Consider the following 17,207-nt stretch of genomic DNA (forward strand, 5'->3'; position numbering starts at 1 on the left):
AAGTTAAGCTACATTTTTATAATTAGTTAGTTTATTAAATTCTTCAATTGTTTTATAGTTCAAAGCCGAATGTCTTCTTTTTTTATTGTACCAAATTTCGATGTATTCAAAAATTTCAAGTTCCATCTGTTCTCTAGAAATTAATTTACTTCCATAAACCAATTCCGTTTTTAAAGATTTGAAAAAACTTTCAGCAACCGCATTATCCCAGCAGTCTCCTTTACGGCTCATACTTCTTGTGATACTTTTATAAGAGTCCAATACATCAGCAAATTTTTTATTGGCATATTGGATGCCTCGGTCAGAATGGAATATTAATTCATTTGCAATTGTTCTATTCTTGACTGCCATTTTCCAAGCCATCATTGTAGTTTGTTTTGTACTTAGTCCATTGCTTAAACTCCAGCCGACTATCTTTCTGTCAAATAAATCTAAAATGATGGTCAGATATAAAAATCCATCCTTTGTCTGTATATAGGTGATATCTGAAACCCATGCCTTTGCTGGTTCTGTTGCCGTAAATTCTCTTTTCAGGATATTTGGCACAACAAAATGATTATGTTTTGAATTGGTTGTTACTTTGAATTTTTTACTTAATTTACTGTACAATCCTAACTGCTTCATGTATTTAGCTACAGTTATTCTGGATATCTGATATCCTTGGCTTTGGAGTTCCAGAGTAATTCTTGGGCTTCCATATCGCTGTTTAGCATTAAAGTATATTGACGTAATTTCTTCTTTAATCAGAGCAGTCTTCCTCTGTCTTTCTGATAGAATCTGTCGCTTCCAATTATAATAGCTGCTTGGACTTACTTTTAAAACTTTGCACATCTTTTCAATCGAATATATTTTTTCATGGTCTTTTATGAAAAGATAAATCATCGACCTCCCTTGGAAAAGATGCTTATAGCCTTTTTTAGAATATCACGTTCTAATTCTGTTTCTTTTAATTTTTTTTCAAGCTCATGGATTTTTTCCTGTTCAGGGCTAAGTTTTAATTTTCCTTTCCCAGGAAAACTTCCTGTTCCAAATTCTTGGTAATCCTGACGCCATTTGTAAAGCAAAGGTGCTGTTATCCCAAGTTCCTTCGCTAATTGTGAGATATTATCTCTTTCATAACTTAATTGGACAGCTTTCTCTTTAAAATTGCGGTCATAAGTTTTACGATTCTCTTTCATGCTCTAAAGTTAAGATTTAGTTCTTAACTAGAACTCCATGCTAAGTTAGCACATCCAAATCAATAATGATCCTAATTCAATAGAGGAGATTAGACGCCAGATAACTTTCTTATCCCAGCAGTATAAAATTAATTACAATCATAAAAGTGCAAATTTAGGATACACAACCGAAGAGATAGCTGCGATTTTGGATAATCCATCTGTGGTGCTTCTTGAAATAGTTGAAAATTGTTCAATAAGTGCAGCTAGTAAATCACAACTCTTACTTTTTGTAGAAACCTTAATTGCTCAACAAGATGAGGAGTATGCGACTATTCGGGACTACATAATTTCTTTTGACACAGGAATTATAGCAAATACAACTTTACTGGCTGAGGAAAAAGAAGCTATTTTAACTGTTTCAACTATTTCGAGTTATGCTTTATACGCAGAGGCTGAACGTAAGGACAGAGATTGGGAAACCTCTGTAGGAACCAGACATGCAAAAGCATTTTTCGATAATAATCAAGCCCCTATAATTACAATTATTGCACTTCTCAACACCGTAGTTAAACAATGATTTTTATTATAACTAATATTAAAAAAATGAAACGACGAAATTTTTTATACGTTGCTCTGACCATTTTTAATCTTATCAGTCTTTATTTCATCATAGATCTTTTTTTCTATGATGAAATAATCGGCTGTGTAACTACTACTGGTAAGAGAATAATTGATCCACGAGATTTCGCTTTTCTGTTTTTCGTAACATCGCTTTCCAATCTTTATTTTTTGGCGTTTGTTATTATGGAACGGGCTTTTGAAAGTAAAAACTAACTTATAAAATAGTAAAGTTCTAAGTACTGTTTTGAAATATCGAAAACATGATTAAAGATTTAATAAACATAGAATTAAAAGATCTGCCAATTCCAGGTCTGGACATTCATATTATAAAAAAATATGTTGTCAAGAGTGAACCAGCCGAATCCTTCGTTGTTTCCAATTTTTCGCTGCTGCTAATCAAGTCTGGTAAATTTAGGATTCAGCTTAAAGAAATTATTCAGGATTTGTCTGAAAAAGATCTGCTTGTTATTCCCAAAGATTCATTTTGTACATTACTGGAAGTGGAGGGGAAATTACAATTGTATTTAATATCATTCAGTTCAGAATTTGCTGCCGAACATGGTTTGCAAAAAAAGCTTGTTGATTCTTTTTATTTTTTTATAGGAAAGGCATCATTAAAAATTGCACTTGAAGAGAAGGAGTTTTTAGTTCTTTCCCTAATTTACAAACTTATTTATTTTGTAAATAAAGATGCTAAGCAAAATGGTGTTGATGCCGAATTACAGCGGATTAGTTTTAATCTTTTTCTGTATGAGCTGCGACTTATCTACACAAAGTATACTTCTGATACTTCACAACATTTTACAAGAAAAGAAAGCTTAATAATTCGATTTCTTACGATTTTAGCGATTCACTATAAAAAACAACATAATGCGCCGTTTTATGCTGGTGCCCTTTATGTGACAACAGGTCATCTCAACAAAATTGTCAAACAAGTGACCGGTAAAACCGTAAAAAAATTGATAATTGAAACTATTATTAGCGAAGCTGAAAACTTACTTGAAGATTTGCAGTTAACAATTGTTGATATCGCAGATGAACTAGAGTTTCCAACGGCAAACAGTTTTAGTGTTTTCTTTAAAAAGCATACTTCAATATCCCCATCTCAGTACCGTTCGAATGCAATGGAAAAGTTTAAAACACGCTAGTTTTTATTGCATTAAATGTCAATTTAAACAATAGTACGATGATTAAAATATATCCTTTAGAGTGGTTAGATAATTTAATACTACAAACCTTAAAACCCGAAAATATAAGTAGTACTTCAATAACGAAGCACGATTTAGCTCTGATAAGCGCAGATCTTTCAAAAGAATCTAGAAAAATCCAAGTTCAAATTAAAAACGAAGTTTTTGCTATTCGAAAAAAAAGGCAGATTAGACTTTTAGTCAGGAAATATCATTCCAGTTTTATTTTTCTCCTTGACAACATCGTAGAGAATAAAAACAACCAACTATATAAAAATGATGAACTGGCAGCTATTGCCGATCTTGTAATCACAAGCTTAGATGGACTTCTTTCGTTTATTGAAGCCAGATTTTCAAGTTTTTTAAGCCTGGACCATCGCGTACCCTTGACTTATACGATGGTATCACGAAATGAACTTCAGCTGAAAATCAAAAAACTAAAATCAAAAAAAATAGTTTTTGATACGGATCAAAATATACTGCGGGTTATTATAAACTCTTTAAATCAAGTATTACAATCCCATATTGGATATAAAACCACTTATCGACATCTTCTTTATCAGAAAGAACTACTGCGAAAAATTGAAGAATTTGATTTTACTCAAGAAAGGGTTATTTTCTTTACTGCGTTTGATGAGCTTCTAATTGAAGCTAATTTTAACGGTTTGGATTATGTTCATTCTCTCAGTGACCGAATAAATGCCAGGTTACAGATTCAGCGAAATTTAAAGGACCGTATGAATGAATTGTTATATTTATTTAAAGAGTTTAATCAATTTCATTCCTGTGAAAAATTCAGTTTCGATCCCAGTCAAAAGAATATTAAAGAATCTCTAAGTGTATGGTTCGGACATGAAATTGATTACCTGAAGCAAAAGATGGAATTGTCAGGAGATCTTAATACTGCAGATACTTTACCGCAGACAGAGCAGAAAGGTGAATTAACACAAAGCAAAATCGAATGTATTTTATCTTCCGATCAAATTGCTCTTATACTTCGTGCAAGCGATGAATCTCGTATTCTAAGAGCCAAATCGATGAGCCACGTTTTTAAAACAATTGTACCTCACTTATCTACACCTTTTAAAAAAGATCTTTCTTATCAATCAGTTAGAAGTAAGTCATACAATGCCGAGGAGAGGGATAAGGAGATAGCAATCGAAATACTTGAGAAAATTATAACTAAAATTCAATCGTACTGAGATTCTTAATCAGTACGCAATATAAAAGAAAAAACTGCTATGACTAGAGTAACAAATTTTATTATCCACGACATATTACTAAATAAGATAAATTATGACACTAATTGCAATATTTTTTCCGTGTGTTTCTTTTCTTCTAAGAGGAAAGATTTTTACAGCAATTATTTGCTTGATTCTTCAAATTACATTAATCGGATGGATTCCCGCCGCAATTTGGGCGGTAATCTCACTGCAGAATTCCCGTGCAGATAAACGCAACAATAAACTGATAAGAAGTTTAAGAAGTAAATAAGATATTTAAAAAATTACAATTTGAGGCTTACAAAACAATCAACTATTGTTTTGTAAGCCTTTTTTTTGTTGTAAAATTTCAGGGGTACAAAAAGGGTACAACAAAAAGTTGTACTTGTAGCAGACTTATCTTAATCGTTCCTTTGACTTGTAGAATGAATCATATCAAATTTTGTGATAATGATTTACATAGAATAGATGAATGTTGAATGATAAATGATGATGACTATGTTTACAAATGTTTCATGGGGCAGCTACCTCGCTGCCATAGGTATATTACTATTGATTTGGTATTTGGTATTAATACTAAAATTTTACAGTAAGGATTTAAGGGAACTTTTCTCGGGAGATAAGAAACTCAAATTTCCTGCATTAAAAAAAACTTCTAAAAACGAGTTAGAAGACAGAAGAGGGCAAAAATCGTTGTCTTCCGCTTTTTCAGAATCGTTTGATACTTTAGAAGATGCCGAGGAACTCTCCACCCGTATACTACAGGTAGTAGAAGAAAGCTCTCAAATGAACTTATCAAAAGAACAATTTCAAAATTACCTTAAAATGGTATTGGAAGAGTACCCATACGTGAAGATCTCCTCTTTACGTGAAAACATAAATAATCTAATAGTCTCTGAAAGCGAAAAGCACCCGCAGTTCTTTTTGACGTTTGCCGAAGCGGATACTCTGTGGGAAGAGACTATTTCTTAAAATTCAGCGGAGGAATAATCCCTGTTCTCTCTGGTGCGGTATGGCTTTGTGTGACAGGAAATAGAGTTGCAACGGCGATATTCCTCTGCTTTTTAAATTGATATAAATTTTAAAATGATTTGTGATGAGAAAGTGCTGGTGGAAATTAAAGGAATTAGCTGAGGAAAAAGTAATGTCATATTGCATTCTTGCATTGATGTTAGTATACGAAACAAGAATTTATGGACAGGATGGTGTAGCGGGAATTAATGAAGCAAACCAAAAGGTGAGGAGTTATTTTGATGCAGGTACAGAACTTATGTATGCTGTTGGTGCTATACTGGGCCTAATCGGAGCAGTTAAAGTCTATCAGAAATGGAATGCGGGCGATCCAGATACTGGAAAAGTTGCGGCAGCATGGTTTGGAAGCTGTGTGTTTCTAGTTGTTGTAGCTACGGTAATTAAATCCTTCTTCGGGGTTTAAACATTAGATCTTATGAGTAACAGTGTTTACCAGATCAACAAAGGAATTAATCAGAGTATAGAATTTAAAGGCTTAAAAGCTCAGTACATATGGTATTTGGGAGGAGGTGTTGTATCACTAATGATACTTTTTGCAGTCCTGTATATTATTGGTCTTCCGTCACTATTGTGTGTTGGTTTTATCGGGACTGCAGGTACATTTCTTGTTTTTAAAATATACAAAATGAGTAACCAGTACGGAGAATACGGCATGATGAAGGCGCTGGCCAAAAAGCAGGTTCCAAAATGTATAAAAGTTTACAGTAGGGCTATTTTTATAAAGATGTAGCTATAGAACGTTAATGGTGAAAATGAAGAGGAGATGGAGAAGAGGATGGAAGATTTACTGCCGATTATGGCAGTAGAGCATGACTGTATTTTATCAAAGCAGGGCGATGTAACAATTGTGTTTAAGGCTGAGCTGCCTGAGATTTTTACTTTGTCTGATCAGGAATATGAAGCTTTTCATCAGTCGTGGATAAAAGCAATAAAAGTGCTTCCTAAATTCTGTGTTTTTCACAAGCAGGACTGGTTTTTAGAAAGGAGTCACAAAGCGGACTTTACAAGTGATGACAGTAGTTTTCTAACCAGAAGCAGTGAGCGATTTTTTAATGAAAGACCATTTTTGGATCATTCCTGTTACATTATGCTGACAAAGAAGCCACAGGGAAGAAAGAATTCAAGCTCCCTTTTTTCAAATCTTTTGCGACGTTCAATTGTGCCGGAAGAAACTTTAAAAGCACAACTATTACAAGATTTTATCGACTGTACAGGACAGTTTAAAAGAATTTTGGAAGACAGCGGTTTCGTTAAGCTTACCCGAATGAAAAATGATTCACTTAAAAGTCAAAGCAGAAAATTAGGACTGATTGAAAAGTACTGTTTTTTATCAGAGAGTGATGATTCATTTATTTTTAAAGATATAAAATTTGATGAAGGTTTAGCGGTTGGCGATAAACACTGCCAGCTTTTCACACTTGGAGATGCGGCTGATCTGCCGGCGTTGTGCGGTTCGAGAATCAATTTTGATCGGTATTCCACTGATAAAACCAAATTCAGTATCGGTTTTGCATCCACTTTGGGACAGCTCTTATCCTGTAATCACATTTATAATCAGTATCTGTTTATTGAAGACGCCCAGAAAACTATTCAGAAACTCGAAAGTAAAAGATTAAGACTTCAGTCCTTATCGGCATACAGCAGGGAGAATATGATTGCCAGAGATGCGACGAACGATTTTCTCAATGAAGCGGTATCCCAACAGAGGCTGCCTGTTAAAGCGCATTTTAATGTCCTGGCTTGGAGCGCTGATAAGGAGGAACTTAAGGAAATTAAAAACAAGGTGTCATCAGCCCTTGCTCAGATGGATGCAGCTGCCAAACAGGAAACCGTCGGTGCTCCACAGATTTTTTGGGCAGGGATTCCGGGAAACGCAGCTGATTTTCCAATGAATGATACTTTTGACACCTTCATTGAGCAGGCAGTATGTTTTTTGAATATGGAAACAGGTTACAGGTCTTCGCTCAGTCCAACTGGAATCAGGCTGGGAGACAGGCTAACTGGAAAACCTGTTCATGTAGATATCAGCGATGAGCCCGTCAAAATGGGGATTTGCACCAATAGAAATAAATTTATACTCGGTCCATCGGGAAGCGGTAAGTCGTTTTTTACCAATCACATGGTGAGAAGTTATTATGAGCAGGGAACCCACATTGTACTGGTGGATGTTGGTCACAGCTATAAGGGGCTTTGCGATATGGTTAGCGGATACTATTTCACTTACGATGAGAAGAACCCGATCCGCTTTAATCCTTTTTATATTTCGGAAGGTGATACTCTGGATACCGAGAAAAAAGAAAGCATTAAAACACTGCTTTTGGCACTTTGGAAAAAAGACGATGAAACCTTTAATCGAAGTGAGTATGTTGCTTTATCAAATGCGCTTCAGTTGTATTATGAAAAACTAGAGTTGAACTCCAATCTCTTTCCATGCTTCAACAGCTTTTATGAATTCCTGAAAGATGATTTTGTAAAGATATTGGAAGGCGATAAGGTAAAAGAAAAGGATTTTGACGTAAACAATCTTCTATATGTACTACGGCCATATTACAATGGAGGAGAGTTTGATTATCTCTTAAATGCGACAGAGAATCTGGAACTTTTAAAGGAAAGGTTTATTGTTTTTGAGCTCGATAACATCAAAGACCATCCTATTCTATTTCCTGTGGTAACGATCATTATCATGGAGGTTTTTATCAGCAAAATGAGAAAGCTCAAAGGCATCCGTAAGATGATCCTGATTGAAGAAGCATGGAAAGCGATTGCCAAAGAAGGGATGTCCGAATATATTAAGTATTTGTTCAAGACTGTGCGGAAATTCTTTGGAGAAGCCATTGTAGTGACTCAGGAGGTAGAGGATATCATTTCTTCCCCAATAGTTAAACAGGCCATTATCAATAACAGTGACTGCAAGATCCTGCTGGACCAAAGCAAGTACCAGAATAAGTTTGATCAGATACAGGAACTGCTGGGACTGACGGAAAAAGAAAAGGCACTTGTGTTATCGGTTAATAAAGCGAATGATCCTGATAAGAAATACAAGGAAGTGTTTATTTCACTGGGAAGTATGGTTTCCAAAGTGTACCGAACAGAAGTTTCACTGGAGGAGTATTTGGCCTATACAACGGAGGAAAGCGAGAAGGTGAAAATGAATGCCTATGCTAAAAAGTTCGGAGGCGACATCAAAAAAGGAATCGCAGCTATCGCCCGCGATATGAGGAATGGGAATTAAATGAAAAGAAAAATGAAAAAAAGAATAATTACGTGCATAATCTGTCTATTGCTAATCAGCACGCCGGCAAGGCCGGCAGAAAAGACAGCTGCACTGCCGATACTGGAAATTGTAAAAGCGGTCACCAAAAAAGTGATAAAAGCAATTGACCTTAGGATTCAGAAACTTCAGAACAAAACGATCTGGCTTCAGAATGCCCAGAAACAGATTGAAAATGTACTCTCTAAGTTAAAGCTGGATGAAATTTCGGACTGGACTAAAAAGCAGAAAGATTTATATAAAGGCTATTACGAAGAACTGGCAAAAGTAAAATCTATTATTACCTATTACCAAAGGATAAAAGATATTACTAAGAAGCAGACCAAACTGGTAGAGGAATATGAAAGATCCTGGAATTTATTCAAACAGGATACTCATTTTAAAGACAATGAAATCCAATATATGGAGCGTGTTTATTCGGGTATTTTGGAAGAAAGCGTGAAAAATATTGACCAGATCTTTTTAATACTGGATTCTTTTACCACGCAGATGAGCGATCTGAAAAGGCTGGAAATAATTAATGAAGCTGCAGATCAGATTGATGCCAATTATGATGATCTCACGCTTTTTAATCAGCAGAATGTAATGCTCAGTCTTCAGAGGGCCAAAACAGAGGCAGATGTAAATCAGGTCAAACAATTTTACGGAATTCCGTAATTCAATGAAAATATCATGAAAAAAATAATCTCATTATCCTTGATCGTGCTGTTTTTACATCAGGGAATTCAGGCACTGGCCAAGCAGAGAAAGGAACTCCTTTTGCAGATTGCTGCTCTTCAGGTTTATATTGACTACTCCAAAAAAGGATATTCAGTTGTACCAAAAGGACTGAATTTTATTGGCGATGCAAAGAGAGGAGAAGTGAATCTTCATGGTGATTATTTTACTTCTCTACTGAAGATAAATCCAAAGGTTAAGAATTATTATAAGACAGCTGAAATTCTCTCGATGCAATTTAAAATAATGAAAATCTGTAAAAGAACTTATAGTGATCTGAAAACAAGTGATTTATTTCACGGAAATGAACTGGATTACATCGAGCGTTCTTTTGAGAGACTGCTTGAGAACTGCAGTGATACACTTGACCAGCTTTTGGTTATTACTACGGATTCAAAATTGGAACTCAAGGATGACCAGAGGCTAGAGCGTATTGATGCGCTGCACAAAACGATGCTGGAGGACTATAATTTCTGTTTGTCTTTTAGCAATGAAGCTAAACTTCTGTATTTATCAAAGAGTCGTGAAAAAGGAGATGTCCAGAATGCAGGAACTATTTATGGATTATAAAATAAAAAGCGATGAAAAAAATATTGATTTTAATATTGACAGTCTCAATGGCAATTGTTTCCCACAAAGCAAATGCACAATCAGCAGAGATTCAGCAGCTAATCTTAAACATTGAAAAACTCTCCCAGTTTAAAAAGATCTTAAGCGATATGAAAAAGGGTTATGAACTTCTTTCCGGTGGCTATAAAACAGTCAAGGATATGACAGAAGGAAATTTCAGCCTACATAAAACTTTTCTGGATGCCCTTATGCAGGTGAGCCCTGTTGTGAAAAATTACAAAAGAGTAGGGGATATCATAAATTTTCAGATGCTGCTGATGAAGGAAAGTAAAAACGGACTCAATCGGTTTGTAAAGAGCGGCAACTTTAGCGAAAAGGAAATCAGCTATTTTGAAAAGGTTTATGAAAATCTTCTGAGTCAGAGTTTAAGGAATCTCGATGAACTTACAATGGTTGTAACAGCCGACAAGCTCAGGATGTCTGATGACGAAAGGCTCCAAGCGGTAGATGATATTTATCTGCAGATGCAGGATAAGCTTTTGTTTCTCAGAAACTTTAATGCAACATCAAATGTGCTGGCACTGCAAAGAGCAAAAGAAGCGAAGGATGTTTATGCTTCCAAAGAACTTCAGGAACTAAAAAACTAAATCGATGAACATTTTTAAATCTTGCAAAACGGTTCTTTTCATAACCATCGCATTTTTAATGCCTTTTTTTATACATGCACAAGGACTTGGAGATAATATGCAGAGCCTTCACTCTGTTTTGGAACAGTTGTATGATGAAATGATGCCGTTATGCAGTAATCTTTTAGCGGTTGGGCAGGGTATAGCCGGATTCGGAACGATTTGGTATATAGCTTCGAGAGTATGGAGACATATAGCGAATGCGGAACCCATTGATTTTTATCCGCTCTTCAGACCTTTTGTGATTGGATTCTGTATAATGATTTTTCCTTCGGTATTAGCGCTTATAAACGGCGTGATGAAACCCACAGTTACAGCAACTGCCGCTATGGTTACCGGTTCCAATAATGCTGTTGCAGTTCTTCTGAAAGAGAAAGAAAAAGCCATCAAAGAAACTGATCCATGGAAAATGTATGTCGGTGCGACAGGAACAGGGGATAGGGATAAATGGTATAAGTACACCCATGATGAAGATCCGTCCAATGAGAGCATGCTGGCAGGAATCGGCAACGATGTCAAATTTGCAATGGAAAAAGCTTCCTATAATTTTCGAAACTCTGTCAAGGAATTTATGAGTGAGGTACTCAGAGTTTTATTTGAGGCTGCGGCATTGTGCATTGATACGCTCAGGACATTTCAATTGGTGGTGTTATCTATATTGGGACCTCTTGTGTTTGGAATAGCGGTTTTTGATGGCTTTCAGCATACACTCACGGTATGGCTGGCGAGATATATCAACATTTATCTCTGGCTTCCAGTAGCCAATATCTTTGGAAGTATTATAGGGAAAATTCAGGAACTGATGTTAAAATTGGATCTGTCCCAGGTGCAGGCTACAGGAGACACCTTTTTCAGCAGGACCGATATGTCTTACTTGATTTTTATGATTATCGGAATCATAGGGTATTTTACCGTTCCATCGGTTGCCAATTATATAGTCCACGCTGCCGGAGGAGGCGCCTTTGGTCAGAAAGTTACCGGACTCTTTAGTAATTCAACCAGTTCAGTAGTTTCCAAAACATCAATGGGAGCTGGTATGGTGCTGGATTCAATGGGAAATGCAGCAGGGCGGATGTCTCAAAGCATGTCATCATCGACCGGAAGTGCTCCTTATTTTGAGGAGAAAGGAAACTATATGAGCGACAGGCTTAAAGGGAATTCAAAATAATCAAAAAAAATCTGCTCATGTTTACCAAAATGAAAAATATTGATACCGCTTTTAAATATGTCAGAGGTTTTACGATGCTGGTTATTGTGGGATGTATTATGATATGCTGTTATACACTTTACAAAAGTTTTGAGTCGGTAACCCAAATGCAGGATAAGGTTTATATACTGGCAAATGGAAAAGCGCTTGAAGCTTATGCGTCGGAGAGAAAAGATAATGTATCGGTGGAAGCAAGAGATCACGTAAAGACCTTTCACAAGTTTTTCTTTACTCTTGATCCCGATGATAAAGTCATTAAAACCAATGTTACAAAAGCGCTTTATCTGGCTGATGACAGTGCCAAACGTATTTATGATGACCTGAAAGAAAACGGATTTTACTCCGGAATTATCTCGGGCAATATCAGTCAGACCATTCAGATTGATAGTATCGCGATTGATACCCGTGAATATCCGTACCGGTTTAAATGTTTTGCAAAACAGAATATTATAAGAACAACCAGTATTTTAAAAAGAAACCTTGTAACAGAGGGAAGTCTTCGCAATGTTTCAAGGAGCGATAATAATCCCCACGGCTTTTTAATCGAACGCTTCAATACCATCGAAAACAAAGATCTAACCGTTGAGAATAGAAAATAGACGGCTATGAAATCACTATTCCAAAAACAGAAAACGCCTTTTGTGTATCACAGGTATTATCATTCTGCACAGACAAAATGGGCTCAGAAAATGGATGTACTGATCAATGGTCTTTCCAGAAGAAAGCTTATCTGCCTTCTGATTTCATTTACCATTCTAACAGGAAGTTACTTTATCTATAACATTTATACAGCATTTTCAGAAAGTGATTTTCCAACCACTCAAAAGACAGCTGTCATTTCAAAAATTAGAACTATCAATTTTAAAAAGTAAAATTATGGAACATAAAACAATATCACCCAAAGAATCCAAAAAGCGAAAAATGCTTTTGGTTCTGCCCCTTATAACACTTCCTTTCATCACTATTCTGTTTTACACTTTGGGAGGAGGAAAAATGGAAGCGATGGGAGGAAAAGATGAAATTAAAAAGGGATTTAATTTTAATCTGCCTCTTCCAAAATTTAAAGAAGATTCAGCACTTGATAAAATGAGTTATTATGATCAGGCAGCAGTAGATTCTATTAAGCTTCAGGAAGAGATCAAAAAGGATCCTAATTATTCCAATCAAAAAACAGTACAAGAATCTATAGGAGAGTTTTCAGATACGGATTTTGAAGTTCAACGATTTCAAAAAGGCAAAACAGGTTTTAATTCGTCATCATTTCAAAACAGGAACGAGCAGAAAGTTTATCAAAAACTGCAGGCACTTCAAAAAGCGATCAGCCAGCCTGCAATAACCGACAATTATGGTCAGGACATGAGAGAGTTTGAAAACTACGGATCCTCAAAAGGCGTTTCCGATGAGGTAAAGAACCTTGAGCAAATGATGAGTAAGATGGGAGAATCCCAGGAACCTGACCCGGAACTCAAACAGCTTGGAGGAATGCTTGAGAACATACTGGATATTCAGCATCCATCGCGTGTGCAGGAAAGACTAAAACAGTCTTCAAATAATAAAAAGGGAAAAATCTTTACGGTTAACCGTAAAAAAGAAGAAGATAATACAACATCGCTTCAGAAGGATAATTCTATCTCAAGTTCTTTAAAGAGTAATTCCTTTTATACAGCTGATGAGAGTCTGGAGCACGAGGAGAAACAGCAAAATTCAATAGAGGCAGTGATCCATGAAACTCAGACCATCGTCAACGGGTCAGTGGTCAAGCTCAGACTAAGCAGTGATATATCTCTGCAAGGCACTATGATTCCCAAAAACACATTTTTATACGGAATAGCATCTTTAAAAGGGGAGAGGCTGGAAGTTAAAATCAACAACATTCAGTTTCTAAATTCAATTTTTCCGGTGGAATTAACGGTGTATGATATGGATGGTATTGACGGGATTTATATTCCAGGTGCGATTAACAGGGATGTTGCCAAGGCTTCTGTTGACCGTTCTATTCAAACCTTAGGGCTGACCGGAGTTACAGATTCCTGGGGAGCGCAGGCAGCTGGAATGGGAATTGAGGCGGCGAAAAGCCTGATGAGCAAAAAAGTAAAACTGATTAAAGTAGTTGTTAAAGCCGGCTATCAGGTACTGCTGTATGATGAGAAACAAAAGAATTTGAACAATTAAAAAATGAAAAAATGAAAATTAGAAATTGGACTTTTATGTTATGCTGTTTGCTGACAATGCTGTCAGGCTATGCGCAATTTATTAATGAAAAAATAGGTTTGAATCAACAAGAGTTTAAAAATCTTCACATAGGATATTCGAAAACTACCAGTATCGTTTTTCCATATGCTATTAAAAGTATCGACAAAGGAAGTCAGGATGTTTTAATGCAAAAAGCTAAAGGGGTTGAGAATATTTTACTGGTCAAAGCGGCAAAGGAGAATTTCAATCAGACTAACCTCACTGTAGTAACAGCTGACAATCGGCTGTATGTATTTGTTCTGAACTATGATGAATCATGTCCTGATTTAAATATTAAAGCTGATAATACGGCTGTTGTAAATGGAGATATTTTGTTTTCATTAGACAACGACAATCAAAAGAAAATTGAGCACTATGCTAGCCTTGCTTTTTCTAAAAAGAAAAAATTAGAAAGACTAAAACGTTCAAGATTTGAAATGAAACTGAATGTTACCGGTATATTTATTCATCAGGATATATTGTACTTCAGGCTTTTGCTGGGCAATAATTCAAAAATTAATTATGAGATAGACCAGCTGAGGTTTTTTATACGCGACCGCAAGAAATCAAAGCGAACAGCCTCTCAGGAAATAGAGGTAATACCTCTGTATTCAACTTCTGCCTCTTCTGTAATTCCGGACAAATCTGAAGTGAATATAGTTTATGCCGTATCCAAATTTACGATCCCCGAAAAGAAATACCTCACTATACAGCTTATTGAAAAAAATGGCGGCAGGCATATAGAAATAGATATTAAGAATAACGATCTAATAAATCTGGATGTTCTAAACAGCTTATAAATGAGTAATAACTAAAAAAAATAATTGTCATGAATCAGAAAAATTTAGAATTCTTGAAAGATCAGCTGAAATATAACGGCTTTGGAGAAACGTTCGACCAGGACTTGAAGGAGAAAATGCTTAAAGGAGAAACAGAATTTAAGCTTATGAAGGAAGGTGTCTATGGAACAGATTCCATGACTGCAGTGCTGAATTTTAAAAAATCAGATCAAAGCGATTTGTATTTTTTTAATTCCTATCATGTAAGCCTTAAAAAAGAAGATTCCAAACAAGGATTGGAACAGACTTTTTATATTAATAACAACAGCAGTAATATTACCCTTAAAGAAGCTTATAATTTAATGGAAGGCCGCTCGGTGAATAAAGACCTGAAAACCAAAGAGGGTGAAGTTTATAACGCGTGGCTGAAATTAAATTTCAAAGAAAGCGACGGCAATTCAAACTTCAAACTGGATCACTACCACCAAAATTACGGTTACGATCTGGAAGCAAGTCTTGAGAAACATTCAATTAAAGAACTCAATACTCCAAAGTACAAAGAAGATCTTTTAAACTCGCTAAAAAAAGGAAACCTGCAGTCTGTAACTTTTGTTGTAGCGGGCGTGGAAAGCAAAATGTACGTAGAGGCAAACCCGCAATTTAAAACTTTGAATGTCTACGACGGCGATAAACAGCGAATTAATCATCGCGAAAGCAAGGAGGAAAAAAAGGCTGAGTCAAAGCAGAAAGATCACAGCCAGAGTAATAACGATGATGAGCCCTCTCAGAAGGAAAAGAACAGTAACTCCCGTTCAAAAAAAACGGGCAGATCGGTTTAAGGCTCTGCAGTAATAAGGATCAGCTATGTCTTCTGAAAACAATAGAGTAGAAAACGAGATAAAATTGTGGATGTCCAAGGAAGAAAAATTAAAATTTTTATTTCAAAATAGCCCACCGATAGAACGCTCTTTTGGCATAGAGAAACTGAAATTTTTTAAGATGTTGCTTTTTAAATATAAAAAGACGAAAGCAGTAGACGAAAAAATAACTTTGAGATTTCTTAAGCATGAATATAATAAATTGAGGCGTCAGGTCTATCCCAATATCGTTGACCGGCTTTTAAATGAAGCGATTAGTGCTGTTGTTTTTGAAAGGATAGATAAACGAGATTATCTTAGAGATCTGGAATTAAACAAGAAGACTTTAGAGGAACAGCTTCTAAAAAGCGGTTTTCATGAGGCTTACGGCAAAGTATTGGAGCATATACAGGAACAGCAGTTAAATTTTTCTGTTTCCGTTTCTTATCACATCTCAGAAAATGAAAGACTTGAACATTCACTGCAATTTGTAAAAGATGCACAGGGAGCTTACCAGTTTGATGGATTCAGATCTATTCTTCATACAGATTCGTCGCCATCTAGCCGCAGTACGCACTACTTTAAGAATGAAAAATCTGAGAGCTTTAACGCTGTAGAGGCATACGAAATGCTTGCAGGAAGAGCAGTTCTTAAGAGCGGGACTTGGAAACAGTTTAACTTCTACGATAAAGATCTTAATGACAATTATCGGATGCATGAATTTCCGGAAGCGTATGGATATAACGTCAGCAATGCTTTAAGAGCAATTCCTCTTAAAAATGATGGACATGAGACATTCGAATCCTTGGCCGATTCTTTGAAAAAGGGCAGGAGGGAAGAAGCCGTGCTTCTGATTCAAGGGAGAGAAATGAAAGTTTTTTTGGAAGCAAATCCACGCTTTAAGACCTTGACTTTTTATAACGACAGGATGCAGAAAGTTAGTTTGACAGAAATTAGAAACGGCTGTAAAATTAGTCCGCTGCGAAAACCGCAGCAGAATATTGAGACTCAGACCGCAAAAAAGTCGCATCACATGTGATGTTAATATATTGTATATAGTTATGGAAAATCTTAAACTTTTATCGGGATTTTTTCAGGCGATTGACAAGGACTTCCGAATAAGCACAACTCACATTGCAATTTTTGCCGCCCTGCTTGAATTTCGCGCAAACAGAGGTTTTATAAACCCAATACAAGCGTACAGCATAGAAATTCAGAACATTGCTAAAATAATGTCACCTAAGACATATCATAAGTGCATGCGTGAATTGCATGAATACGGATACCTTTTTTATGTTCCAACGAAAAATAAAAATAGAAGGAGCAGCATTTATTTTATTTAGAATCATAAATAAAGATGTTATGGAAGAAATTGTTACTAAGGAAGATCTAAGGCAGTTTGGTCTGCTATTACTGGATAAAATACAAACAATATTTAAAGAAAAGAATTCTAAGCAAAAAGAATCGTTGGAACCCCAATGGTTAAAAAGTAAAGCTGTCAGGAAACTGCTTGATATTTCTGCAGGTTCGATTCAAAATCTTCGAATGACACAGAAAGTCCGATTTAAAAAGGTTCTTGGCTCGTACTACTACAATAAAGAAGATCTGCTAAAACTTTTCAATGATGAGCCAAACTAATAATAAAGGAGAAGAACAAATCATAGG

At 35.9% G+C, this 17,207-nt stretch carries 19 protein-coding genes and 1 pseudogene; 19 read left to right on the forward strand and 1 reads right to left on the reverse strand.

Going from position 1 to position 17,207, the window contains the following annotated elements; all coding sequences use genetic code 11:
- Nucleotides 1-3 precede the first annotated feature (3 nt).
- A pseudogene (locus ABEB31_RS20445) lies at nucleotides 4-1,178 on the reverse strand (IS3 family transposase).
- Between the two features lie 187 nt (nucleotides 1,179-1,365).
- Between ABEB31_RS20445 and ABEB31_RS20450 the strand changes: the two are divergent.
- The 19 genes from ABEB31_RS20450 (at nucleotide 1,366) to ABEB31_RS20540 (ending at nucleotide 17,180) form a co-directional block, all read left to right on the forward strand.
- On the forward strand, nucleotides 1,366-1,737 hold the full coding sequence (locus ABEB31_RS20450; protein WP_347053518.1) for a hypothetical protein: 372 nt from the start codon (nucleotides 1,366-1,368) through the stop codon (nucleotides 1,735-1,737).
- Between the two features lie 304 nt (nucleotides 1,738-2,041).
- Nucleotides 2,042-2,929 (forward strand): helix-turn-helix domain-containing protein, encoded by an 888-nt coding sequence (locus ABEB31_RS20455; RefSeq protein ID WP_347053519.1) that lies wholly within the window; start codon nucleotides 2,042-2,044, stop codon nucleotides 2,927-2,929.
- A gap of 38 nt (nucleotides 2,930-2,967) precedes the next feature.
- A complete protein-coding gene (locus tag ABEB31_RS20460) occupies nucleotides 2,968-4,170 on the forward strand; it encodes a hypothetical protein (protein ID WP_347053520.1) in 1,203 nt (400 codons plus the stop codon).
- Nucleotides 4,171-4,264: 94 nt separating this feature from the next.
- Complete coding sequence (locus ABEB31_RS20465) at nucleotides 4,265-4,462, forward strand: YqaE/Pmp3 family membrane protein (protein ID WP_347053521.1); 198 nt, start codon at nucleotides 4,265-4,267, stop codon at nucleotides 4,460-4,462.
- A 227-nt stretch (nucleotides 4,463-4,689) separates the two neighbouring features.
- Nucleotides 4,690-5,163, forward strand: coding sequence for a hypothetical protein (locus ABEB31_RS20470; RefSeq protein WP_347053522.1), 474 nt, complete (start codon nucleotides 4,690-4,692; stop codon nucleotides 5,161-5,163).
- Nucleotides 5,164-5,287: 124 nt separating this feature from the next.
- Nucleotides 5,288-5,626 carry a DUF4134 domain-containing protein gene (locus tag ABEB31_RS20475; RefSeq protein WP_347053523.1) on the forward strand — a complete coding sequence of 113 codons (339 nt, stop codon included), beginning with the start codon at nucleotides 5,288-5,290 and terminating at the stop codon, nucleotides 5,624-5,626.
- 12 nt (nucleotides 5,627-5,638) lie between these two features.
- Nucleotides 5,639-5,953 (forward strand): DUF4133 domain-containing protein, encoded by a 315-nt coding sequence (locus ABEB31_RS20480; protein WP_347053524.1) that lies wholly within the window; start codon nucleotides 5,639-5,641, stop codon nucleotides 5,951-5,953.
- A 33-nt stretch (nucleotides 5,954-5,986) separates the two neighbouring features.
- Complete coding sequence (locus ABEB31_RS20485; RefSeq protein WP_347053525.1) at nucleotides 5,987-8,455, forward strand: TraG family conjugative transposon ATPase; 2,469 nt, start codon at nucleotides 5,987-5,989, stop codon at nucleotides 8,453-8,455.
- 12 nt (nucleotides 8,456-8,467) lie between these two features.
- A complete protein-coding gene (locus ABEB31_RS20490) occupies nucleotides 8,468-9,151 on the forward strand; it encodes a conjugal transfer protein TraI (RefSeq protein ID WP_347053526.1) in 684 nt (227 codons plus the stop codon).
- Between the two features lie 15 nt (nucleotides 9,152-9,166).
- On the forward strand, nucleotides 9,167-9,781 hold the full coding sequence (locus tag ABEB31_RS20495) for a hypothetical protein (RefSeq protein WP_347053527.1): 615 nt from the start codon (nucleotides 9,167-9,169) through the stop codon (nucleotides 9,779-9,781).
- Nucleotides 9,782-9,792: 11 nt separating this feature from the next.
- Nucleotides 9,793-10,428 carry a TerB family tellurite resistance protein gene (locus tag ABEB31_RS20500; protein WP_347053528.1) on the forward strand — a complete coding sequence of 212 codons (636 nt, stop codon included), beginning with the start codon at nucleotides 9,793-9,795 and terminating at the stop codon, nucleotides 10,426-10,428.
- 4 nt (nucleotides 10,429-10,432) lie between these two features.
- Complete coding sequence (traJ, locus tag ABEB31_RS20505; RefSeq protein WP_430408238.1) at nucleotides 10,433-11,635, forward strand: conjugative transposon protein TraJ; 1,203 nt, start codon at nucleotides 10,433-10,435, stop codon at nucleotides 11,633-11,635.
- A gap of 17 nt (nucleotides 11,636-11,652) precedes the next feature.
- A complete protein-coding gene (gene traK / locus ABEB31_RS20510; protein ID WP_347053529.1) occupies nucleotides 11,653-12,273 on the forward strand; it encodes a conjugative transposon protein TraK in 621 nt (206 codons plus the stop codon).
- Nucleotides 12,274-12,279: 6 nt separating this feature from the next.
- Nucleotides 12,280-12,546, forward strand: coding sequence for a hypothetical protein (locus ABEB31_RS20515; RefSeq protein WP_347053530.1), 267 nt, complete (start codon nucleotides 12,280-12,282; stop codon nucleotides 12,544-12,546).
- Nucleotides 12,547-12,550: 4 nt separating this feature from the next.
- Nucleotides 12,551-13,846 (forward strand): conjugative transposon protein TraM, encoded by a 1,296-nt coding sequence (gene traM / locus ABEB31_RS20520; RefSeq protein WP_347053531.1) that lies wholly within the window; start codon nucleotides 12,551-12,553, stop codon nucleotides 13,844-13,846.
- 11 nt (nucleotides 13,847-13,857) lie between these two features.
- Nucleotides 13,858-14,706, forward strand: coding sequence for a conjugative transposon protein TraN (gene traN, locus ABEB31_RS20525; protein WP_347053532.1), 849 nt, complete (start codon nucleotides 13,858-13,860; stop codon nucleotides 14,704-14,706).
- Nucleotides 14,707-14,735: 29 nt separating this feature from the next.
- Nucleotides 14,736-15,524, forward strand: a complete 789-nt coding sequence (locus tag ABEB31_RS20530; RefSeq protein WP_347053533.1) for a hypothetical protein — start codon at nucleotides 14,736-14,738, stop codon at nucleotides 15,522-15,524.
- Between the two features lie 25 nt (nucleotides 15,525-15,549).
- Nucleotides 15,550-16,581: a hypothetical protein gene (locus ABEB31_RS20535; RefSeq protein ID WP_347053534.1), complete on the forward strand. Its 1,032-nt coding sequence runs from the start codon at nucleotides 15,550-15,552 to the stop codon at nucleotides 16,579-16,581.
- A gap of 323 nt (nucleotides 16,582-16,904) precedes the next feature.
- The gene (locus ABEB31_RS20540; RefSeq protein WP_347053535.1) at nucleotides 16,905-17,180 is read left to right on the forward strand and encodes a DNA-binding protein; all 276 of its coding nucleotides are present in this window, start codon (nucleotides 16,905-16,907) and stop codon (nucleotides 17,178-17,180) included.
- The last annotated feature ends 27 nt before the right edge of the window (nucleotides 17,181-17,207 follow it).

This window comes from Flavobacterium olei (assembly GCF_039749035.1).
Lineage (GTDB): Bacteria > Bacteroidota > Bacteroidia > Flavobacteriales > Flavobacteriaceae > Flavobacterium > Flavobacterium olei.